General features: G+C 45.8%; 15 protein-coding genes and 1 riboswitch. Of the genes, 10 read left to right on the top strand and 5 right to left on the bottom strand.

All coding sequences use genetic code 11. The annotated features are described in order from the left end of the window. Position 1: 1 nt before the first annotated feature. Positions 2-538 (top strand): hemerythrin domain-containing protein, encoded by a 537-nt coding sequence (locus GGR02_RS00505; RefSeq protein ID WP_183182796.1) that lies wholly within the window; start codon positions 2-4, stop codon positions 536-538. Between the two features lie 104 nt (positions 539-642). On the opposite strand, the gene narI is transcribed toward GGR02_RS00505, so the two are convergent. From narI to GGR02_RS00485, 4 genes are read right to left on the bottom strand one after another with little or no spacing between them, the layout of a single operon-like run. Then, positions 643-1,341, bottom strand: coding sequence for a respiratory nitrate reductase subunit gamma (gene narI, locus GGR02_RS00500; RefSeq protein WP_183182795.1), 699 nt, complete (start codon positions 1,339-1,341; stop codon positions 643-645). A 2-nt stretch (positions 1,342-1,343) separates the two neighbouring features. Further along, the gene (gene narJ / locus GGR02_RS00495; protein WP_183182794.1) at positions 1,344-1,892 is read right to left on the bottom strand and encodes a nitrate reductase molybdenum cofactor assembly chaperone; all 549 of its coding nucleotides are present in this window, start codon (positions 1,890-1,892) and stop codon (positions 1,344-1,346) included. Positions 1,893-1,904: 12 nt separating this feature from the next. Further along, positions 1,905-3,377 (bottom strand): nitrate reductase subunit beta, encoded by a 1,473-nt coding sequence (gene narH, locus GGR02_RS00490; RefSeq protein WP_183182793.1) that lies wholly within the window; start codon positions 3,375-3,377, stop codon positions 1,905-1,907. After that, entirely contained in the window at positions 3,367-7,053 is a 3,687-nt protein-coding gene (locus GGR02_RS00485) for a nitrate reductase subunit alpha (protein WP_183182792.1), read from the bottom strand. The genes narH and GGR02_RS00485 overlap by 11 nt, the downstream gene beginning before the upstream one ends. A gap of 226 nt (positions 7,054-7,279) precedes the next feature. Here GGR02_RS00485 and GGR02_RS17350 point away from each other — a divergent pair, with 226 nt between their 5' ends. From GGR02_RS17350 to yidC, 4 genes are all read left to right on the top strand, one after another. Next, on the top strand, positions 7,280-7,414 hold the full coding sequence (locus GGR02_RS17350; protein ID WP_260174917.1) for a hypothetical protein: 135 nt from the start codon (positions 7,280-7,282) through the stop codon (positions 7,412-7,414). Between the two features lie 96 nt (positions 7,415-7,510). Next, on the top strand, positions 7,511-8,017 hold the full coding sequence (locus GGR02_RS00480; protein ID WP_183182791.1) for a metal-dependent hydrolase: 507 nt from the start codon (positions 7,511-7,513) through the stop codon (positions 8,015-8,017). A gap of 75 nt (positions 8,018-8,092) precedes the next feature. Beyond that, a complete protein-coding gene (locus GGR02_RS00475; RefSeq protein ID WP_183182790.1) occupies positions 8,093-8,365 on the top strand; it encodes a hypothetical protein in 273 nt (90 codons plus the stop codon). 24 nt (positions 8,366-8,389) lie between these two features. Further along, a complete protein-coding gene (gene yidC / locus GGR02_RS00470) occupies positions 8,390-9,151 on the top strand; it encodes a membrane protein insertase YidC (protein ID WP_183182789.1) in 762 nt (253 codons plus the stop codon). A gap of 27 nt (positions 9,152-9,178) precedes the next feature. Here the strand turns inward: yidC and pepF are convergent, their stop codons facing one another. Continuing rightward, positions 9,179-11,023, bottom strand: a complete 1,845-nt coding sequence (gene pepF / locus GGR02_RS00465) for an oligoendopeptidase F (RefSeq protein WP_183182788.1) — start codon at positions 11,021-11,023, stop codon at positions 9,179-9,181. 70 nt (positions 11,024-11,093) lie between these two features. Here pepF and GGR02_RS00460 point away from each other — a divergent pair, with 70 nt between their 5' ends. From GGR02_RS00460 to cobJ, 5 genes are all read left to right on the top strand, one after another. After that, on the top strand, positions 11,094-13,244 hold the full coding sequence (locus GGR02_RS00460; protein ID WP_183182787.1) for a DNA topoisomerase III: 2,151 nt from the start codon (positions 11,094-11,096) through the stop codon (positions 13,242-13,244). Between the two features lie 140 nt (positions 13,245-13,384). Further along, entirely contained in the window at positions 13,385-13,864 is a 480-nt protein-coding gene (rraA, locus tag GGR02_RS00455) for a ribonuclease E activity regulator RraA (RefSeq protein ID WP_183182786.1), read from the top strand. A gap of 62 nt (positions 13,865-13,926) precedes the next feature. Further along, positions 13,927-14,113, top strand: a riboswitch (cobalamin riboswitch). Positions 14,114-14,231: 118 nt separating this feature from the next. After that, the gene (locus GGR02_RS00450) at positions 14,232-14,600 is read left to right on the top strand and encodes a (2Fe-2S) ferredoxin domain-containing protein (RefSeq protein ID WP_183182785.1); all 369 of its coding nucleotides are present in this window, start codon (positions 14,232-14,234) and stop codon (positions 14,598-14,600) included. 2 nt (positions 14,601-14,602) lie between these two features. Next, complete coding sequence (locus GGR02_RS00445) at positions 14,603-15,307, top strand: HoxN/HupN/NixA family nickel/cobalt transporter (RefSeq protein WP_183182784.1); 705 nt, start codon at positions 14,603-14,605, stop codon at positions 15,305-15,307. 1 nt (position 15,308) lies between these two features. After that, a complete protein-coding gene (gene cobJ / locus GGR02_RS00440; protein ID WP_183182783.1) occupies positions 15,309-16,850 on the top strand; it encodes a precorrin-3B C(17)-methyltransferase in 1,542 nt (513 codons plus the stop codon). Positions 16,851-16,856: the final 6 nt, after the last annotated feature.

The raw sequence follows: 16,856 nt of genomic DNA, 5'->3' as shown, positions 1-16,856 counted from the left end.
GATGGAATTTTCACCTTGCATGATGGCGCATGACGGGGACGTGCAGCTATGCCAAGCGCTACAACAATTGAAAGACGAGCACGGACCGTTAAATGAACAAAAGCAACAATTAGTAGATCTAGCACAGCAAATTGGCGGAAACACGGACACAGCGAATTGGAAAGAAGCGTTGCTTACGTTGCGAGAACACGTCCAATCGTTTTTAGCCAACTTAGACCCGCATTCTGAGCGGGAAGAAGGTGTGTTATTCCCGATGATGGCACAATATATCGGCCGAACGTCCGGACCGATTGCCGTAATGGAATATGAACACGACCAAGCAAAGCGAAATATCGCTGCATTTTTAGAAAACACCGCTCACCTTTCAGACACGGTCGATGGTGAAACGGCGAAGCAATTGGCGTTTTACGTCATTAACGCCTACCATATTTTAACCGAACATTTTATGAAAGAAGAGCACGTCTTATTCCCGATGGCAGAAAAGCTATTGTCCGCGGAAGAAAAAGAAGAGCTCGCACGACGAATTCGCGAGATGTAACAAAAAGCTAAAAAAAGACTTTCCTCACGCGAGGAAAGTCTTTTTTTAAAAAGGTAAGAAAAATTTTGGACTACCGCGGTCATTCGGACTGTGGTATTTTCTTTTTAACGATTTGAAGGATTGGCCTGTTTCGGCAACCGTTTTCGGTAGACGACATAGCTACGATTGAGGTAGCGAAGCGGAAGGCTGAAAACGTGCACTAATCGTGTAAACGGCCATACCGCGAAAATACCGAACGCTGCTAAAATGTGAATTTTAAACCATACTGGTACATTTTCCATGTACTCTGGATTTGGCTGGAAGATAAACAAACTGCGAAACCATGGGCCAATGGTCGTCCGGTAGTCGAATCCGTTCGAATCGATGTTTAGAAAAGTAGAAGAAAGACCGGACAACACGACAACCGCTAAGAAGAAAAGAGCAATAAAGTCACCGCGGCTGCTTGTTAAAAAGATGCGTTTCACTGTTAAGCGGCGGTGAAGTAAAATGAATAGACCAATGACCGTTGCAATCCCGGCAGGAATTCCGCCGGCAAGTGCTACGACATGGTACGTTTCTTCGGAAATGCCCATCGCTTCATATACACCTTCCGGAATTAAAATACCCATAACGTGACCGACGAAGACGAAAATAATCCCCCAGTGAAAGAGCAAGCTACCAAGCCGCAGCTCTTTTTTCTCAAGCAATTCGCTTGATTTCGACGTCCAGCCGAACTGGTCATGGTTGTAGCGATAAATATGACCGCCGATAAAAATCGTCAAAATGATGTAGGGGAGAGTACCCCAGAGAAATTGATTTAACATGCTTACACACTTCCTTTCGGCAATGATTTCACACCGATTTCATTTAACGCGGTTAAAATAGCGTCAAAAACGACTGTATACACATTGTCATTGGCATGCAGCTGGTTTCGGATTTCTTCGATGTTGCGCCAATATTTTTGAAAAATCGGCACGACATGTTGCGGTTCTGCTTGTGAAGCAAGTTCAAGCATAAGCGGCAAGTAGTCTGGCAACTCTTTTTCCGTTATATCGAAGCCTGCTGCTTTATATTGTTGCTTTAATTCGAGCAGTTCTAATCCGCGTTCTCGCTGTTCACCTGTATTCATATACGTGACGTAAAGGTTTGTTTTTTTGCCGAAATCGAACGTATATACATACGTTTCAATTCGTTCCCGTACCGGCACTGCTTTTATATGGTTAATAAACTGTTCGATATAGCCGACGATTTGCCGATGCGGCAAATCGTCGAGCGCTTGTAAACAACCGTCTAAATCGCGTGCCCATTCGTCATCTGGATACGATAGCAAATAGGAGGCACATTGAAAAACGGTTTGTGCTTGTTCGTAGTTCATACAAATCCCCCATTATGAGAGTGTTCCGCAAGAACCAGGGCCACCAGCAAATGATAAGCCGCAGCTGCCTTGTTCTGCGTATAAGTTCGCCACTTCTTCGCGGTGCGACGCCGGAATGACGAAGCGGTCATTGTATTTTGCAATCGCTAGTAAACGATACATCTCTTGCATGTCGTTCTCCGTTAACCCGAGTTCTTCTACGACTTTCACGTTCGGTTGCTTATTCGTTTGCACCGCGCGCATATATTGGCGCATGACCGCCATTTTTTTCAATGTTGTGCGAATATGCGTTTGATCGCCTGCTGTTAATAAATTCGCCAAATATTCGATTGGGATTCGCATTTGGTCGATGGCAGGGAAGATGTCGTCTTCTGCTAAGTTGCTTCCTTTTCCTTCAACCATATTCATGATTGGGCTAAGCGGTGGAATATACCATACCATCGGCATTGTGCGATACTCTGGGTGCAGCGGAAGAGCGATTTTCCAATCGATAATCATTTTATAAATTGGCGATTTTTGCGCTGCTTCAATCCACTCTTGCGGAATGCCTGCTTCTTTTGCTTTGGTGATTACTTCCGGATCGTGCGGATCGAGGAAAATATCAAGCTGTGCATGATATAAGTCTTTTTCGTTTTCGACGCTTGCCGCTTCCTTTACTTTGTCGGCATCGTATAGCATGACGCCAATATAGCGGATGCGGCCAACGCACGTTTCCGAACAAATCGTCGGCATGCCTGCTTCGATGCGCGGGAAGCAGAGCGTACATTTTTCCGCTTTGTTTGTTTGCCAGTTGAAATATACTTTTTTGTACGGACAGCTTGTGACGCAATAGCGCCATGCGCGGCATGCGTTTTGGTCGACAAGGACGATGCCGTCTTCTTCCCGTTTATACATCGCGCCAGATGGACAGCTCGATACGCACGGCGGGTTGATGCAATGCTCGCAAATGCGTGGCAAATACATCATAAAGACGTTTTCAAATTCGGTTTTAATCGATTCTTCCATTTTTAACACGTTCGGATCTTTTAGACCAGTAACGTGCGCGCCAGCTAAATCGTCTTCCCAGTTTGGTCCCCACGACAGCTCCATAAATTCGCCGGTAATCGCTGATTTTGGCCGAGCGACTGGCTGGTATTTCTTTTGTGGGCTGTTCGTTAATGTTTCGTAGTCGTAATTCCATGGCTCATAGTAATCATCAATTGTTGGCTGGTACGGGTTGTAAAACAAGTGGAGCAGGCGGTTCACTTTGGAGCCGGATTTTAATTGTAGCTCGCCGTTTCGTAATTCCCAGCCGCCGCGATATTTTTCTTGGTCTTCCCATTGTTTTGGATAGCCGATGCCTGGTTTTGTTTCTACGTTGTTGAAATACATATATTCGGCACCTGGACGATTTGTCCAGGTGTTTTTGCACGTGACGCTGCACGTATGGCAGCCGATGCATTTATCTAAATTCATGACCATGCCGACTTGCGCTTTAATCTTCAAGCCAATCAACCTCCTTCAATTTGCGGATAATGACGTTCAAGTCGCGTTGGTTTCCAGTCGGGCCGTAATAGTTAAAACCGTAGCTGAGCTGCGCGTATCCGCCGATCATGTGGGTCGGTTTTACATGAATACGTGTCGGGCTGTTGTGCGTACCGCCACGGTTGTTTGTTAGTTTTGTGCCAGGCACGTTAATATGCCGGTCTTGGGCGTGGTGCATAAACGCGATTCCTCTTGGCAGCCGGTGCGAAACAACGGCACGAGCGACAACGACGCCGTTTCGGTTGAAACATTCAATCCAGTCGTTATCTTTAATGCCTGCTTCTTCGGCATCGTCTTTGTTTAGCCAAATCGTTGGGCCGCCGCGGAATAGCGTAAGAATCGGTTGCGAATCGAAATACATGCTGTGCACCGACCATTTATTATGCGGCGTTAAATAGTTCAACGTAATTTCTTTTCCTTCTACTTGCGGGCGCCCTTTTTTAAACGGTTTATGGAGCAACACTGGCTTAAACGTTGCCATCGTTTCCCCAAACTCTTGCATCAGTTCATGGTCGACATAGAACGACTGCCGCCCTGTTAACGTCCGCCACGGAATGAGCCGCTCGACGTTTGTTGTAAACGGCGAGTAGCGTCTGCCGCCTTTTTCTGAGCCGCTGAAAGCAGGGGAGGTGATGACCGGTTTTGGCTGTGCAGTAATTTGTTCGAACGTGAAGCATTCTTCTTCGCGTTCGCTTGCTAAGTCTTTTAGTTCAAGACTTGTTTTCTTCTCGAGCGCTTCCCATGCTTTGACAGCAACTTTTCCGTTTGTCGTAGATGATAATGTTAAAATCGCTTCTGCCACTTTTTTCGCTTCGCTCATATCTGGGCAACCATCGGCGATGCTAGCTTTTTGAACAGTTCCTAGTAACTTTTTCAACTGTTCGTACTCTTCTTTTGCCGACCAGTTGATTCCTTTAATGCCGTATGGCAGCTTGGCGATGTTCGGACCGAGGGCAGTCATTTTATCGAACAATTGCGTGTAGTCGCGTTCGACGACATGAATTTGCGGCATTGTTTTGCCTGGAATCGGTTCGCATTCGCCTTTGCTCCAGTCTTTTACTTTTCCGAGTGGCTGTGCCAATTCTTGTGGGGTATCGTGGAGAATTGGCGTTGCCACGACTTCTTTTACCGGTTTCATGTTAATTTCTTTCGCTAAGTCCGAAACAGCTTTTGCGAGCGATTTGAAAATTTCCCAGTCCGAACGTGCTTCCCACGGTGTCGAAATAGCTGGGTTAAACGGATGAATGAACGGATGCATATCTGTGCTGCTTAAGTCGTGTTTTTCGTACCATGTGGCAGCAGGGAAAACGACATCGGAATAAAGCGCCGTTCCCGCCATCCGGAAGTCTAAGTTAATCAGTAAGTCAAGTTTTCCTTCCGGTGCTTTGTCGCGCCACGTAATTTCTTCCGGACGCAAGCTGTCTTCATCGTCGTTCATCAGTCCGTTTGTTGTTCCAAGCAAATGTTTTAAGAAATATTCGTGCCCTTTGCCGGAGCTTGAGATTAAGTTTGCGCGCCAAACGATTAAGTTGCGCGGGAAGTTTTTCTCGTTATCAGGGTCTTCAATGGCAAAGCGCAATTTTTTCTCTTTTAATTGAGTAGCAACATACTTACCGATTTCTTCCGGCGTTTTCGCTCCCGCTTGCACTGCTTCGTTATAAAGGTCAATGCCGTTTTTTTCAAATGTCGGATAAGAAGGCAACCAACCAAGACGAGCAGCGAGTACGTTGTAGTCGGCATAATGTTGGTAACGCGCTTCTTTCACAACTGGCGATACAAGTTCGCCCACTGGTGTTTCTTCGTAGCGCCATTGGTCAGTGGCGAAGTAGAAGAACGATGTTCCGTTTTGGAGTTTTGGCGGCATTTGCCAATCGCGAGCAGTAGCGATATTTTGCCATCCTTCCGCTGGACGCAATTTTTCTTGACCGACGTAGTGCGCCCAACCGCCGCCGTTTACGCCTTGAGCACCGACGAGCAAGACAAGGTTTAAGACGGCGCGATAAATCGTGTCCGAGTTAAACCAGTGGTTAATACCGGCGCCGACGATAATCATCGATCGACCGTTTGTGTCGATGGCGTTTTGCGCAAATTCGCGAGCAATTTTAATGACGAGTTCGCGTTTTACGCCAGTAATCGCTTCTTGCCACGCTGGAGTGAACGGGATTTGGTCGTCGAACGTTTTCGCGACGGTTCCACCGATGCCGCGGTCTACGCCGTAGTTCGCTAAAATTAAGTCATAAACGGTCGTGACGTACCATTCTCCGGTTTCTGTTTGCACTTTTTTCATCGGAACATTGCGTTCGAGCACTTGATTTCCGTCGTGCGAGAAGTACGGAATTTGTACGGTTGCGATGTCGTCTTCGATTCCTAGTAGCGAAAGACGTGGATCGATTGGCTCTTCTGTGTCTTCATCGACTAAATGTAAATTCCATTTTCCTTTGTCTTCCCAGCGAGAACCCATCGTTCCGTTCGGAATGGCAAACGTATTGGTGTTATCGTTCCAAAGCGCAGGCTTCCATTCGCCGTTTGTCGTTTGGCGGCCGAGATCGCTTGCGTTGAAGAAACGGTCAGCAACGAATTGGCCGTTCGCTTGTTTTTTCAATGTAACAAGGAACGGGAAGTCTGTATATTGTTTTGCGTAACGGATAAAGTAGTCGACTTGACGGTCAACGTAAAATTCTTTTAAAATGACGTGTCCCATTGCCATCGCCAGCGCGCCGTCTGTTCCTTGCTTTACGCTCATCCAATCATCGGCAAGTTTCGTTGATTCCGCAAAGTCAGGGCTAATCGAAACAACTTTTGTGCCTTTGTAGCGCACTTCCGCTAAGAAATGAGCATCTGGTGTCCGCGTCATTGGCACGTTGGAACCCCATGTAATAATGTAGCCGGAGTTATACCAGTCACTTGATTCTGGAACGTCCGTTTGGTCTCCCCAAATTTGCGGGGAAGCAGGTGGCAAGTCTGCGTACCAATCGTAAAAACTTAAAATCGGCCCCCCCATTAACGACATAAAGCGTGCGCCCGCTGCGTGGCTGACCATCGACATCGCTGGAATCGGCGAGAATCCAACGTTGCGGTCAGGACCGTATTTGGTGACGGTATAGAGAAGGGAACTAGCGACAAGTTTAAGCGCTTCATCCCACTCGGCGCGGACGAATCCACCTTTTCCGCGCGCTTGTTTATAACGCTTCGCTTTTTCTGGATGTTCAACGATGCTTTTCCAAGCATCAAGCGGATTTTTATGCTCTTTCAACGCTTCTCTCCACATGTCCATCAACACGCCGCGCACGTAAGGATATTTGACGCGGAGCGGGCTGTAAATGTACCACGAGAAGCTTGCGCCGCGAGGACAACCACGCGGTTCAAAGTCTGGCATATCAGGTCCTGTCGATGGATAGTTGAGATGTTGCCCTTCCCATGTGACAATGCCGTCTTTTACGTACACATTCCAGCTGCAAGACCCTGTACAGTTTACCCCATGTGTCGAACGAACGACTTTATCGTGTTGCCACCGGCGACGGTAAGCGTTTTCCCAATCGCGGTCACCATACGTCACTTCACTATGATTGTCCGCATGCCGCTCGATTGGCCGAATATATTTGAAACGGTTGAGGAACGGAGATTTTTTCTTCTTCACGTCGGTTCACTCCTTGAAAATCAATTTGTATAATTTTACTATAAACATAATGAAAACGAATCGATGTTAACTTCATCACATTCCGAGTAGTTGTCACAAAACTGTCAAAAGATGATGAAAAATCACGGGTGTTGATTATCCATTGTTTTACTAAAAAAACACAGAATCATATGACTGAACACAAGCTTTTCTGCCTCTTCCCTCGAACAAGAATGCCGGCGGGCAAATGACATTTGCCCGCAAAGCGTTCATTGTTCGAGGAGGGCATGCTGTGCGCATGCCCAGTCGGCAAGCGATTCGCTTGCCGACTACGGCAGAAAAGCTAGAAATAGAGCGATGTCAACTGGTTTTTATTGGTTAATCAACACGCCTGATGAAAAATGCTGAAAATAAAAAAAGGCGAACAAATATTCTTTTTGTGATATAATAAACGAAATAACGTTGTAGGTGATAAAAAATGCGTTACCATTCCCATGTTATGGTTTCTCTCTGTATCGGAGCGGCAGCTGCTGCGTATACACATTTACCGTTTACCGCTAGTTACACGGCAGGAGTCGTGATCGGGAGTTTACTTCCAGATATTGATGAGCCAAAATCGTACGTTGGTCGCCGTTCGTTCGGCATGGCAAATAAAGTGAAAGAGGCGTTTGGACATCGAGGGATGACGCATTCGCTCGTGGTGTGGGGGGCGATCGCTGCGATTGTGATAGGTGAATCCTCTTCTCCATTTTCGCTCGGTTTTGTGTTAGGGTATTTGTTTCATATCCTCGAAGATTTTTTATCGGTTCAGGGCGTGCCGCTATTATGGCCGTTTCAAACGAAAAAATATAAACTTCCGCTCTATCGAACAGGAAGCATCATCGAAAAATTGTTATTTTATAGCTCATTTGCGCTATTCATTTATATTGGAACCGAGCATCAGCTGTTTTACGAATGGGTGAAGTCGCTTTCGTTCCATCGATAATATTTGCTTTTCTTTCGCGCGCGAATTTGTTATGTTTATGTATGTAAGATTGTTGGACGAAAAGAGGTGGGCTGAGTGGAAACGCCCGTGGATTTATTGCCATATTTGTTAGTTATCGGCGCGTTTTTTATGGCGATGAAATGCTATATGAATCGCCATCGAACATATAAATCGTTTTTGCACCATGTGATGTTATATGAAATGGAGCAATATGGCGAACATCGAGGGAATCGGGTAGTGCCGTTTTTGTCCCTCCGGTTATTTGTCACGAATCAGCGGAAAATCCCAGCACGGGAACGTCCGCACGTTTCTGATGAGGAAGGAAGGCGGCTCCTTGTTGCACAATAAATAACACAAACAAGGAGGAGCAAGATGAAGAAAAAATGGATGTTCATTTTATTTATATTGATAGCACTATTAAGTGGCTGCGGGAACAATGCACCAATTAATGAGCATAGCCAAGGAGTATGGGATCATTATTTTGTTTATCCGATGTCTAAGTTGCTTTTAATGCTTGGGAATGGGCTTGGCGGAAATTATGGACTAGCGATTATTGCGTTAACGCTCGTCGTTCGTTTTGCGCTATTGCCGTTAATGCTCAAGCAATTTAAAGCATCGCTAGCGATGCAAAAACTACGCCCGGAAATGCAAAAACTGCAAGAAAAATATAAAGGAAAAGATATGGAAACGCAACAAAAGCTGCAACAAGAAATGATGCAGCTATACCAAAAACATGGCGTAAATCCGATGAGCGGCTGCTTGCCAGCGCTTATTCAGCTGCCAATTTTTATGGCGCTTTATTATGCCATCCGGCGTACCGAAGAAATTACGACGCATTCGTTTTTATGGGTAGAACTTGGCCATCGTGACCCGTATTTTATTTTACCGATTTTAGCGGCAGTGACGACGTTTATTTCGATGAAGCTGTCTCCATCGATGACGGAGCAACAAATGCCGCAAATGGCAATGATGATTTATATTATGCCGCTCATGATTTTTATGGGGGCAAGCTCTGTTCCGTCTGCATTATCGCTTTATTGGGTTGTTGGCGGATGTTTTTCGATCATCCAATCATTAATTTTTCGCATGCATTTTAAAGCAGCAAAAGCCGCAGAAAACGGACAGGCATCTTAAGAAATAAGCCGCTTCCAAAGGGAGCGGCTATATTTTTCCTTGCTTGTGCAAAATTTGCTCCATTTCCGTAACGAGCGAGTCGAAATAAGTAAGTAAGTTGTTCAGCGGTTTCGGCGACATGATGTTGACCCCGGCTTTTTGTAATAACGGGATAGGATCGTCCGATGTGCCAGCACTTAAAAACTGCAAGTAGCGCTCGGTTGCTTTGCCAGTTTTGTCTTCTTTTATTTGTTTCGTAAGCTCAAAAGAAGCAGCTAGCGAGGTGGCGTATTTATAGACGTAAAACGCATCGTAAAAGTGCGGGATGCGCAGCCAGCCAAGCGCAGCTTCTGAATCAACGGCATATGCCGATCCGTAATATTTTTTTAGTAAACGAAGCCACATGTCGTTCAATTCTTCTGCAGTTAAACTTTCTCCCTTTCCCACTTTTTCATGAATGGCTTGCTCAAATTCGGAATACATCACTTGTGTATAGAGTGCCCCACGAATTTGGTCAATTTGTTGGTTCAGGAGGTACAGCTTCTCTTCATCGGTTTTTGCTTGCTTTAATAAATAATCCATCATGAGCCATTCGTTGGCGGTCGAGGCAACTTCGGCAGTAAAAATCGATTGGCCGGAATAATGGTATGGTTGTTTTTTGTTCGTCAAGACAGAGTTCATCGCATGGCCGATTTCATGGGCGATGGTGAGCACTTCATCGAGCGATTGATCGTAGTTTAATAAAATGAACGGATGTGTATCATATGCGCTTATGTTATATCCGCCAGTATATTTTTTCGGACGAGGATATACATCGAGCCAGCGATGATGGAAAGCGTATTCTACTTGTTTCACATAATCGTTTCCGAGCGGTTTTAGTCCTTCGAGAATAAGCGCTTCTGCTTTTTCCATCGGGAATGTTTTCGTTACGGTTTTGGATGCAAGCGGAACGTATAAGTCGTAACTATGCACCGCTTGAAGTTGTAGCGCCTTTTTTCTTAGGTCTATATAACGGTGGAGTGACGGTAATCGCTCATTCACAGTTGAAAGCAAATTGTCAAATACTTGTTTTGGTATGTCATCATTAGCGAGCGCCGCTTCAAGACCAGAATCGTATCGCCGCGCTTTTGCATATAGTTCATCTGCTTTCACAGAAGCATATAAAGTCGCTGCTGCGGTATGTTGGATTTGTTCAAAGCTTGTAAAAAATGTTTGGAACGCTTGTTTGCGGTAGGTACGATCCGGATGCTCTAACGCTTTTAAAAAGTTTCCTCCGGTCAACGATACCGTTTTTCCATCGATTCTCATCACTGGCGGCGTGTAATCACCACGCGTCGCATAGTGATAAATGTTTTCTGCTTCATCGGCAAGCGGAGAAAGTTTGGCGAGCAGCTGCTCCTCTTTTTTGGATAACGTATGCGCTTTTCGTTCGAGCAGTTCCGAAAAATAACGGGCGTATGTTTTTAGCGACTTACTGTTTTTCCATTTCTCTAACGTTTCTTTTGGTAGCGATAAAAGCTCTGGCTCGATAAAGGCAGCCGTGGTGGCATAATTTGCGGCAAGCGTTTCGACTTTTGCTTTGAAGTGCGCTGCTTTTTTGTCTTCAATGTTTAAATCTTGTTGCAGTTGGGCGTACAGGGACAGTTTCTCTAACTTTCGTGCGACTTGTTCGTGGGTGGAAAATAGTTTAGCGACCGTGCTTTCATTCTTCAGTTTTCCTTGGTACGATGATAATGTTGGAAGCATGTCGGAAACAAAAGTATAATCTTTTGTAAACTCGCGTTCGGAACGATAAATGTCGGCAAGATTCCATGTATACGGTGTTCGTTCTATTGCTTTTGTTTCAGATGCAAAGAGGAAAACTAGTGCGAAAATGAGCCATCGTCGTTTCATTTAGAAGCTCCTTTCCTTATTTTATCGGTAGTATGCGCGAAATGATGTAATTTATGAAAGGAAGAAAGCGATGAAAGTAATTATTGCAGAAAAACCAGACCAAGGTGTGACGTTAGCGTCGATTTTTTCCACGAAAAAAAAGCAAGGGTATCTTGAAATTTTGCCAAATGAATTATTCCCAAAAGGGGCGTATATGACGTGGGCGGTTGGACATCTATTGCAGCTTGCGCCTCCTGAGCGATACCGTCCGGAGTGGAAACAATGGAAGTTGGAGACGCTCCCGATTATCCCAGACCGGTTTCAATACGAAGTCGAAAAAGCGAAAGCAAAGCAGTTTCACATTGTCCAAGAACTGCTTCGCAAGCCAGAAGTGACAGAAATTATTCATGCAGGTGATGCTGGACGGGAAGGGGAATTAATTGTTCGCAACATTATTCAAAGGAGCGGTGTGAAAAAACCGATGAAGCGGCTTTGGATTTCATCGTTGACGCCAAAAGCAATCGAAGCGGGCTTCCGCGCCCTTTTAGAAGAAAAGGCGACGCGACCGTTGTATGAGGAAGCGTATGCGCGCGCGTGTGCGGACTGGATTGTCGGCATGAACGCTTCACGCGTCTATAGCATTTTACTAAAACAAAAAGGCATGAACGACGTGTTTTCTGCTGGTCGCGTGCAAACGCCGACATTGGCGCTCATTGTGAAGCGGGAAAAGGAAATAGAACAATTTCGTCCAGAACCGTTTTGGGAAGTATTCGCGACATTTGCTATCAACGGCAAACAATATGAAGGAAAATGGGTGAAAGATGGGGAGTCGCGGGTGAACGAGCAACAATTGACGGAAAAAATTGCCTTGTTTTGCGAACAAAAACAGGCAGAAGTGCTTGACGTAAAAACGGAACGAAAAGTATTTCCGCCGCCGCTATTGTTTAATTTATCGTCGTTACAAGCAACGGCAAATAAATGGTACCAATTTTCGCCGCAAAAGACGTTAGATATTTTACAGAAACTATATCAAAAAGGAATCGTTTCCTATCCGCGCTCCGATTCGACCTATGTCACAAAAGGGGAGGCAGAAACGTTTCCAGACATTTTGCAAAAATTAAGCCAGTTGCCAGCATACAAATCATTTTTTCCGCTGTCAACGACAACTATTTTACATAATAAACGTTATGTAAATGAAAAGAAAGTAACCGACCATTATGCGATTATTCCGACGGAACAAGTAGTCGACCCAGACAAACTATCTGTAGATGAGCGACACATTTATGATTTAGTGGTCAAGCGGTTGCTAGCAGCACATTACGACGACGCTATTTTTGACTACACAACGGTGACGACGCTCGTCGATGGACGCGCAACGTTTTTATCCAAAGGAAAACAGCAAATTCAAGAAGGATGGCGTAAAGTGATTGCGCTGCGCGAGGAAGATGACGTCTTGCTTCCACCGCTTACGGAAAAGGAGCAGGGGCAGGTAGTAGACGTTCGCGTAAAAGAGAGCAAAACACAGCCGCCGAAGCGGTATACGGAAGGGCAGCTTATTACGCTGATGAAAACAGCTGGAAAGTTTTTAGAAAACGAAGAGCTAGAAAAAGTGCTCGCGAAAACGGAAGGACTTGGCACGGAAGCGACGCGGGCAGGCATTATTACGATGCTGAAAGAACGAAAATATATCGAAGTGAAGAAAAACCAGGTGTACGCGACCGATAAGGCGAAAGTGTTGATCGAGGCGATTGGCGACAAAATTTTAGCGTCGCCAGAAATGACGGCAAAGTGGGAACAGCGGTTAAACGAAATTGGCGAAGGAAAAGCGTCCGCCTCTTCGTTTATGGAGCAAGTGAAAAAATTAGCGGCAAAAATTGTTACGGATGCGCTCGAAACGTCCAAAACGTGGGATTTTACGGGGCTCGATACCGCTTCCATCCAACGGACGACGTCAAAAGCGACGCTCGGAAAACCAGTTGGCACGTGCAAATATTGCGGGGGAACGGTACTGGATAAAGGAGAGTTTTACGGATGTGCCAACTACGCGAAAACGAAATGTTCATTTACGATTTCGAAAACGATTCTCGGCAAAAAAATATCACAAACGAACGTCAAAAAGCTGCTGCAGCACGGGAAAACAGATATCATTAAAGGGTTTAAAAAAGGCGAAAAAACGTTTGATGCGGCTCTCGTCTGGGATGACAGCCAAAAAAAGATTACTTTCTCATTTTCGAAAAACTAACGTTGTTTCTTCTTGGGGCAACGTTATTTTTTTCACCATAATTATGTTATGTAAACTTAAAAATCGCCTATTTTAGCAGGAATTTGCTGATTCGTGTCAAATAGGAACAATGAAAAGAAAATGGGGGAAGGGGACTGTTGATGAAAACAGCGGATTTATGCGATCAATATGTAGAAAAGTTGCAAGTTTGTCAATTGCCCTTGCATTCGTACGGAGGAAAAAAACAATTTTCCGGCCCGATTGCGACCGTAGATGTAGTGGAAGATAACGTGCTCGTTCGCGAGGCGCTTGAAACAGTTCCAAGCGGAACGGTGTTAGTCGTTGACGGAAAAGGGTCGCGAAACTGCGCGCTCCTTGGTGACCGCCTCGCGCAAATTGCGTGTGAACGCGGTCTTGCGGGGGTTATTATCAATGGCTGCATTCGTGACTCAGCGGAAATAGCGACAATGCCGCTTGGCGTCCTAGCGATTGGGACATGCCCGGTGAAGAGCAAAAAAGAAGGAAAAGGGTCGCGCGATGTTGTGCTTGAATTTGGCGGCGTGCGCTGGGAGCCAGGCACTTATGTGTACGCCGACAGCGACGGCATCGTTATTTCTAAAACGGAGATTTCTGAAAAATAAAAAATGGTTGACTATTTTTCGCTGCTTGGCTTACTATGATGAGTGAGTAGCTACTCTACAACTGAAAATATAGCAAGTAAGGTGCCTCTTTGAAGGAGGCTTAAAAGGGAAGTACGGTGCAAAGCCGTCACGGTACCCGCCACTGTGATGGGGAGTTTCATTGCAACAATGTCACTGAAGGACACTTCGGGAAGACGCAATGAAGCGATGATCCTAAGTCAGGAGACCTGCCTTATTTGCTCGGCCGGCTGCCTACGGGACTATAGGTAGACGTGTAGGGAATCGTATACGGTCTTTTTGTATACATTTTTTCTGCACCTCTACCTATAGAGGTGCTTTTTATTTTGCTAAAAAAAGGAGGAGCATGATGACAACGTGGAATTTAACAGGTATAAAACATCACGTATTGATTTGCAATGGCGGAAGTTGCATGCGTAAAGGCGGAGAAGAGGTCACCGTTGCGATTCGTGAGGAAATCGCTAAGCTTTCCCTCGACTGCACCGTCCATACGACAAGAACGCGCTGCAACGGCCGTTGCGAAGATGCGTGTGTGGTGATTGTATATCCTGAAGGCATTTGGTACCGAGCAGTCACGCCAGAACTTGGCAAGCAACTCGTACACACTCATTTGTTGCATCACGAACCGCTGGCGGAAGCAATCACGTATCAATATGAACAAGAAAAAGGGCTCGTGTTGACAAGGACGGATGTTGCCCAAGGCATTGGGAGGAGATAGAGATGGAATGGATGACATATGCCGTACTAGCTGTTTTTCTCGGAATGAGGCACGGAATGGACAGCGACCATGTTGCAGCGATTGCCGATATGGTCGGAAGCGAAACACAGCGCAAAAAACAAGTGTCATTAGGCGTCATGTACGCCATCGGGCACGGCTTTATCGTTTTTTTGATGGGGATGATTGCCATTTTTATCGGGTTCCATTTACCGGCTGCTGCTACGCAAATGATTGAAAGAGTCGTAGGGTTGACGTTAATTGTTCTTGGCGGTGTGATGCTGTTCTCTCTTTTTTATAAAAACGAGGCCAAAAGCCGCCTCCAAGTAATCTATGAGCTAATCCACTCACTCGTTCGGCGATTTTCGAAAAAGAACGGTGCTATTCGTTCAATGTCTTTGCTTCGTTTCGGCTGGATTAGTGCCTTTATTATCGGCATTATTCACGGTATCGGCGTCGAAAGCCCGACGCAGCTTGCTATTTTGACGCATGCCGCAGGTAAGACAGAGAGAATCGCTGCTTTACAGTTGAGTTTATTTGTCCTCGGATTGCTAGCGGCAACGATTGCGATAACGTTTTGCTTATCGTGGGGATTTATGAAAGCGAGAATGCGAGAGACGTTGTTTTTTCTGCTTGGAACATTCACAAGTGTTTACAGTGTATGGTTAGGGGTATCGATTATTATCGAAACGTGGAAAGGTGGCGTATAACATGCGCGGGAAACTGCTCGTCATCGGATTTGGCCCAGGCAGCGTCGACCATATGACAAAGCGGGCACAAGAAGCAATTGAAGAAAGCGATGTAATCATCGGATATAAAACGTACGTCGAACTTGTCGCCGATTTAATTGGCGACAAGCCGGTGATTAGTACAGGCATGACGGAAGAAGTAAGCCGGGCGCAAGAAGCAGTGAAATGGGCAGAACAAGGGAAAAAAGTGGCGGTTATTTCGAGCGGAGATGCTGGTGTTTATGGAATGGCAGGACTCATTTACGAAGTGTTAATCGAAAAAGGGTGGACGAGACAGAGCGACATCGAAGTGGAAGTTATTCCAGGCATTTCCGCCATTCACTCATGTGGCGCACTATTAGGTGCACCGATTATGCACGATGCATGCACGATTAGCTTAAGCGATCATTTAACACCATGGGCGCTCATTGAAAAACGCATCGAAGCAGCAGCGGAGGCAGATTTTGTCATCGCCCTTTACAATCCAAAAAGCGGTAGACGAACGCAGCAAATCGTCGAAGCGCAACGGATTTTGTTGCGCTACCGCCGACCGAACACCCCGGTCGGGCTAGTGAAAAGCGCCTATCGCGAGCGGCAACAAATTATTGTAACCGATTTAGAACATATGCTTGAGCATGACATCGGCATGTTAACGACCGTGATTATTGGCAACTCGTCGACATTTGTTCACGAAGGCTTAATGATTACCCCGCGTGGCTATCAACGAAAATATACGTTAACCGCCCTTGAACAACCGCTCAAACCGCATGAACGGCTGCGTAAAGAAGTAGAGCCGTGGGCGCTTGACCAAACGAAAACGAATGTTCGTACAGTAGCAGAAGAAGCAATGCAAACACTTGATCGTCGCCAACAACAGCCTGTTTCCGTTTTTGAAGTAGCCGTTAGCCCAGGGGTAGCGAACAAAACGTTTACGCCGCAACAAATGCTCGTACTAGCCGAACTTGTCGGCGACAAAGGAACGATAACGTATACACCAGACCATTATATCAAACTAGCAATACAAACGAACGATCCTACTTCCATCATCGATAGATTAAAAGAAGCGCAATTTTCGCTTGCGCCGGTTGGCGATGTTCTAACCATGAAAGCGTGCGACTTTTGTGACGGAGAGAAGAAAGAGGCGATTCCATACGCAGAAAAGCTACACGCACAATTTAGCGGCATGGCGCTTCCGAAAGAATTAAAAATCGGATTTAACGGGTGTGGTATGGCATGTTACGGGGCGGTGCGCGAAGATATTGGCATCGTCTACCGAAAGGGGGCGTTTGACTTATTTTTAGGCGGAAAAACGGTTGGACGGAACGCCCATCCAGGACAACTGGTGGCAGAAGGTATTCCGCCGCATGATATCGTAGCAACCGTGGCTCGCATTCTTCAAGAATATAAAGAGCACGGCCATCCGAACGAGCGATTTTATAAATTTTTTGAACGAAACAAGCAAGTAGGCGGATTTATGTACCAAAAACAACAGGTACCTCTAGAAGTGCCTGTTTGTGGGGAATAGGGGGAG

This window comes from Anoxybacteroides voinovskiense, from assembly GCF_014196205.1.
GTDB classification, from domain to species: Bacteria; Bacillota; Bacilli; order Bacillales; family Anoxybacillaceae; genus Anoxybacteroides; species Anoxybacteroides voinovskiense.
Note: the sequence above shows the minus strand (reverse complement) of the source record. Positions and strands in the feature narration are given on the sequence as shown.

Coding starts and splice junctions, on each gene's coding strand:
- GGR02_RS00460 (WP_183182787.1), top strand. CDS start 11,094: ATGAAAGTAATTATTGCAGAAAAACCAGACCAAGGTGTGACGTTAGCG.
- narJ (WP_183182794.1), bottom strand. CDS start 1,892: ATGAACTACGAACAAGCACAAACCGTTTTTCAATGTGCCTCCTATTTG.
- GGR02_RS17350 (WP_260174917.1), top strand. CDS start 7,280: ATGACATTTGCCCGCAAAGCGTTCATTGTTCGAGGAGGGCATGCTGTG.
- narI (WP_183182795.1), bottom strand. CDS start 1,341: ATGTTAAATCAATTTCTCTGGGGTACTCTCCCCTACATCATTTTGACG.
- GGR02_RS00505 (WP_183182796.1), top strand. CDS start 2: ATGGAATTTTCACCTTGCATGATGGCGCATGACGGGGACGTGCAGCTA.
- pepF (WP_183182788.1), bottom strand. CDS start 11,023: ATGAAACGACGATGGCTCATTTTCGCACTAGTTTTCCTCTTTGCATCT.
- cobJ (WP_183182783.1), top strand. CDS start 15,309: ATGCGCGGGAAACTGCTCGTCATCGGATTTGGCCCAGGCAGCGTCGAC.
- yidC (WP_183182789.1), top strand. CDS start 8,390: ATGAAGAAAAAATGGATGTTCATTTTATTTATATTGATAGCACTATTA.
- GGR02_RS00450 (WP_183182785.1), top strand. CDS start 14,232: ATGACAACGTGGAATTTAACAGGTATAAAACATCACGTATTGATTTGC.
- rraA (WP_183182786.1), top strand. CDS start 13,385: ATGAAAACAGCGGATTTATGCGATCAATATGTAGAAAAGTTGCAAGTT.
- GGR02_RS00480 (WP_183182791.1), top strand. CDS start 7,511: ATGCGTTACCATTCCCATGTTATGGTTTCTCTCTGTATCGGAGCGGCA.
- GGR02_RS00445 (WP_183182784.1), top strand. CDS start 14,603: ATGGAATGGATGACATATGCCGTACTAGCTGTTTTTCTCGGAATGAGG.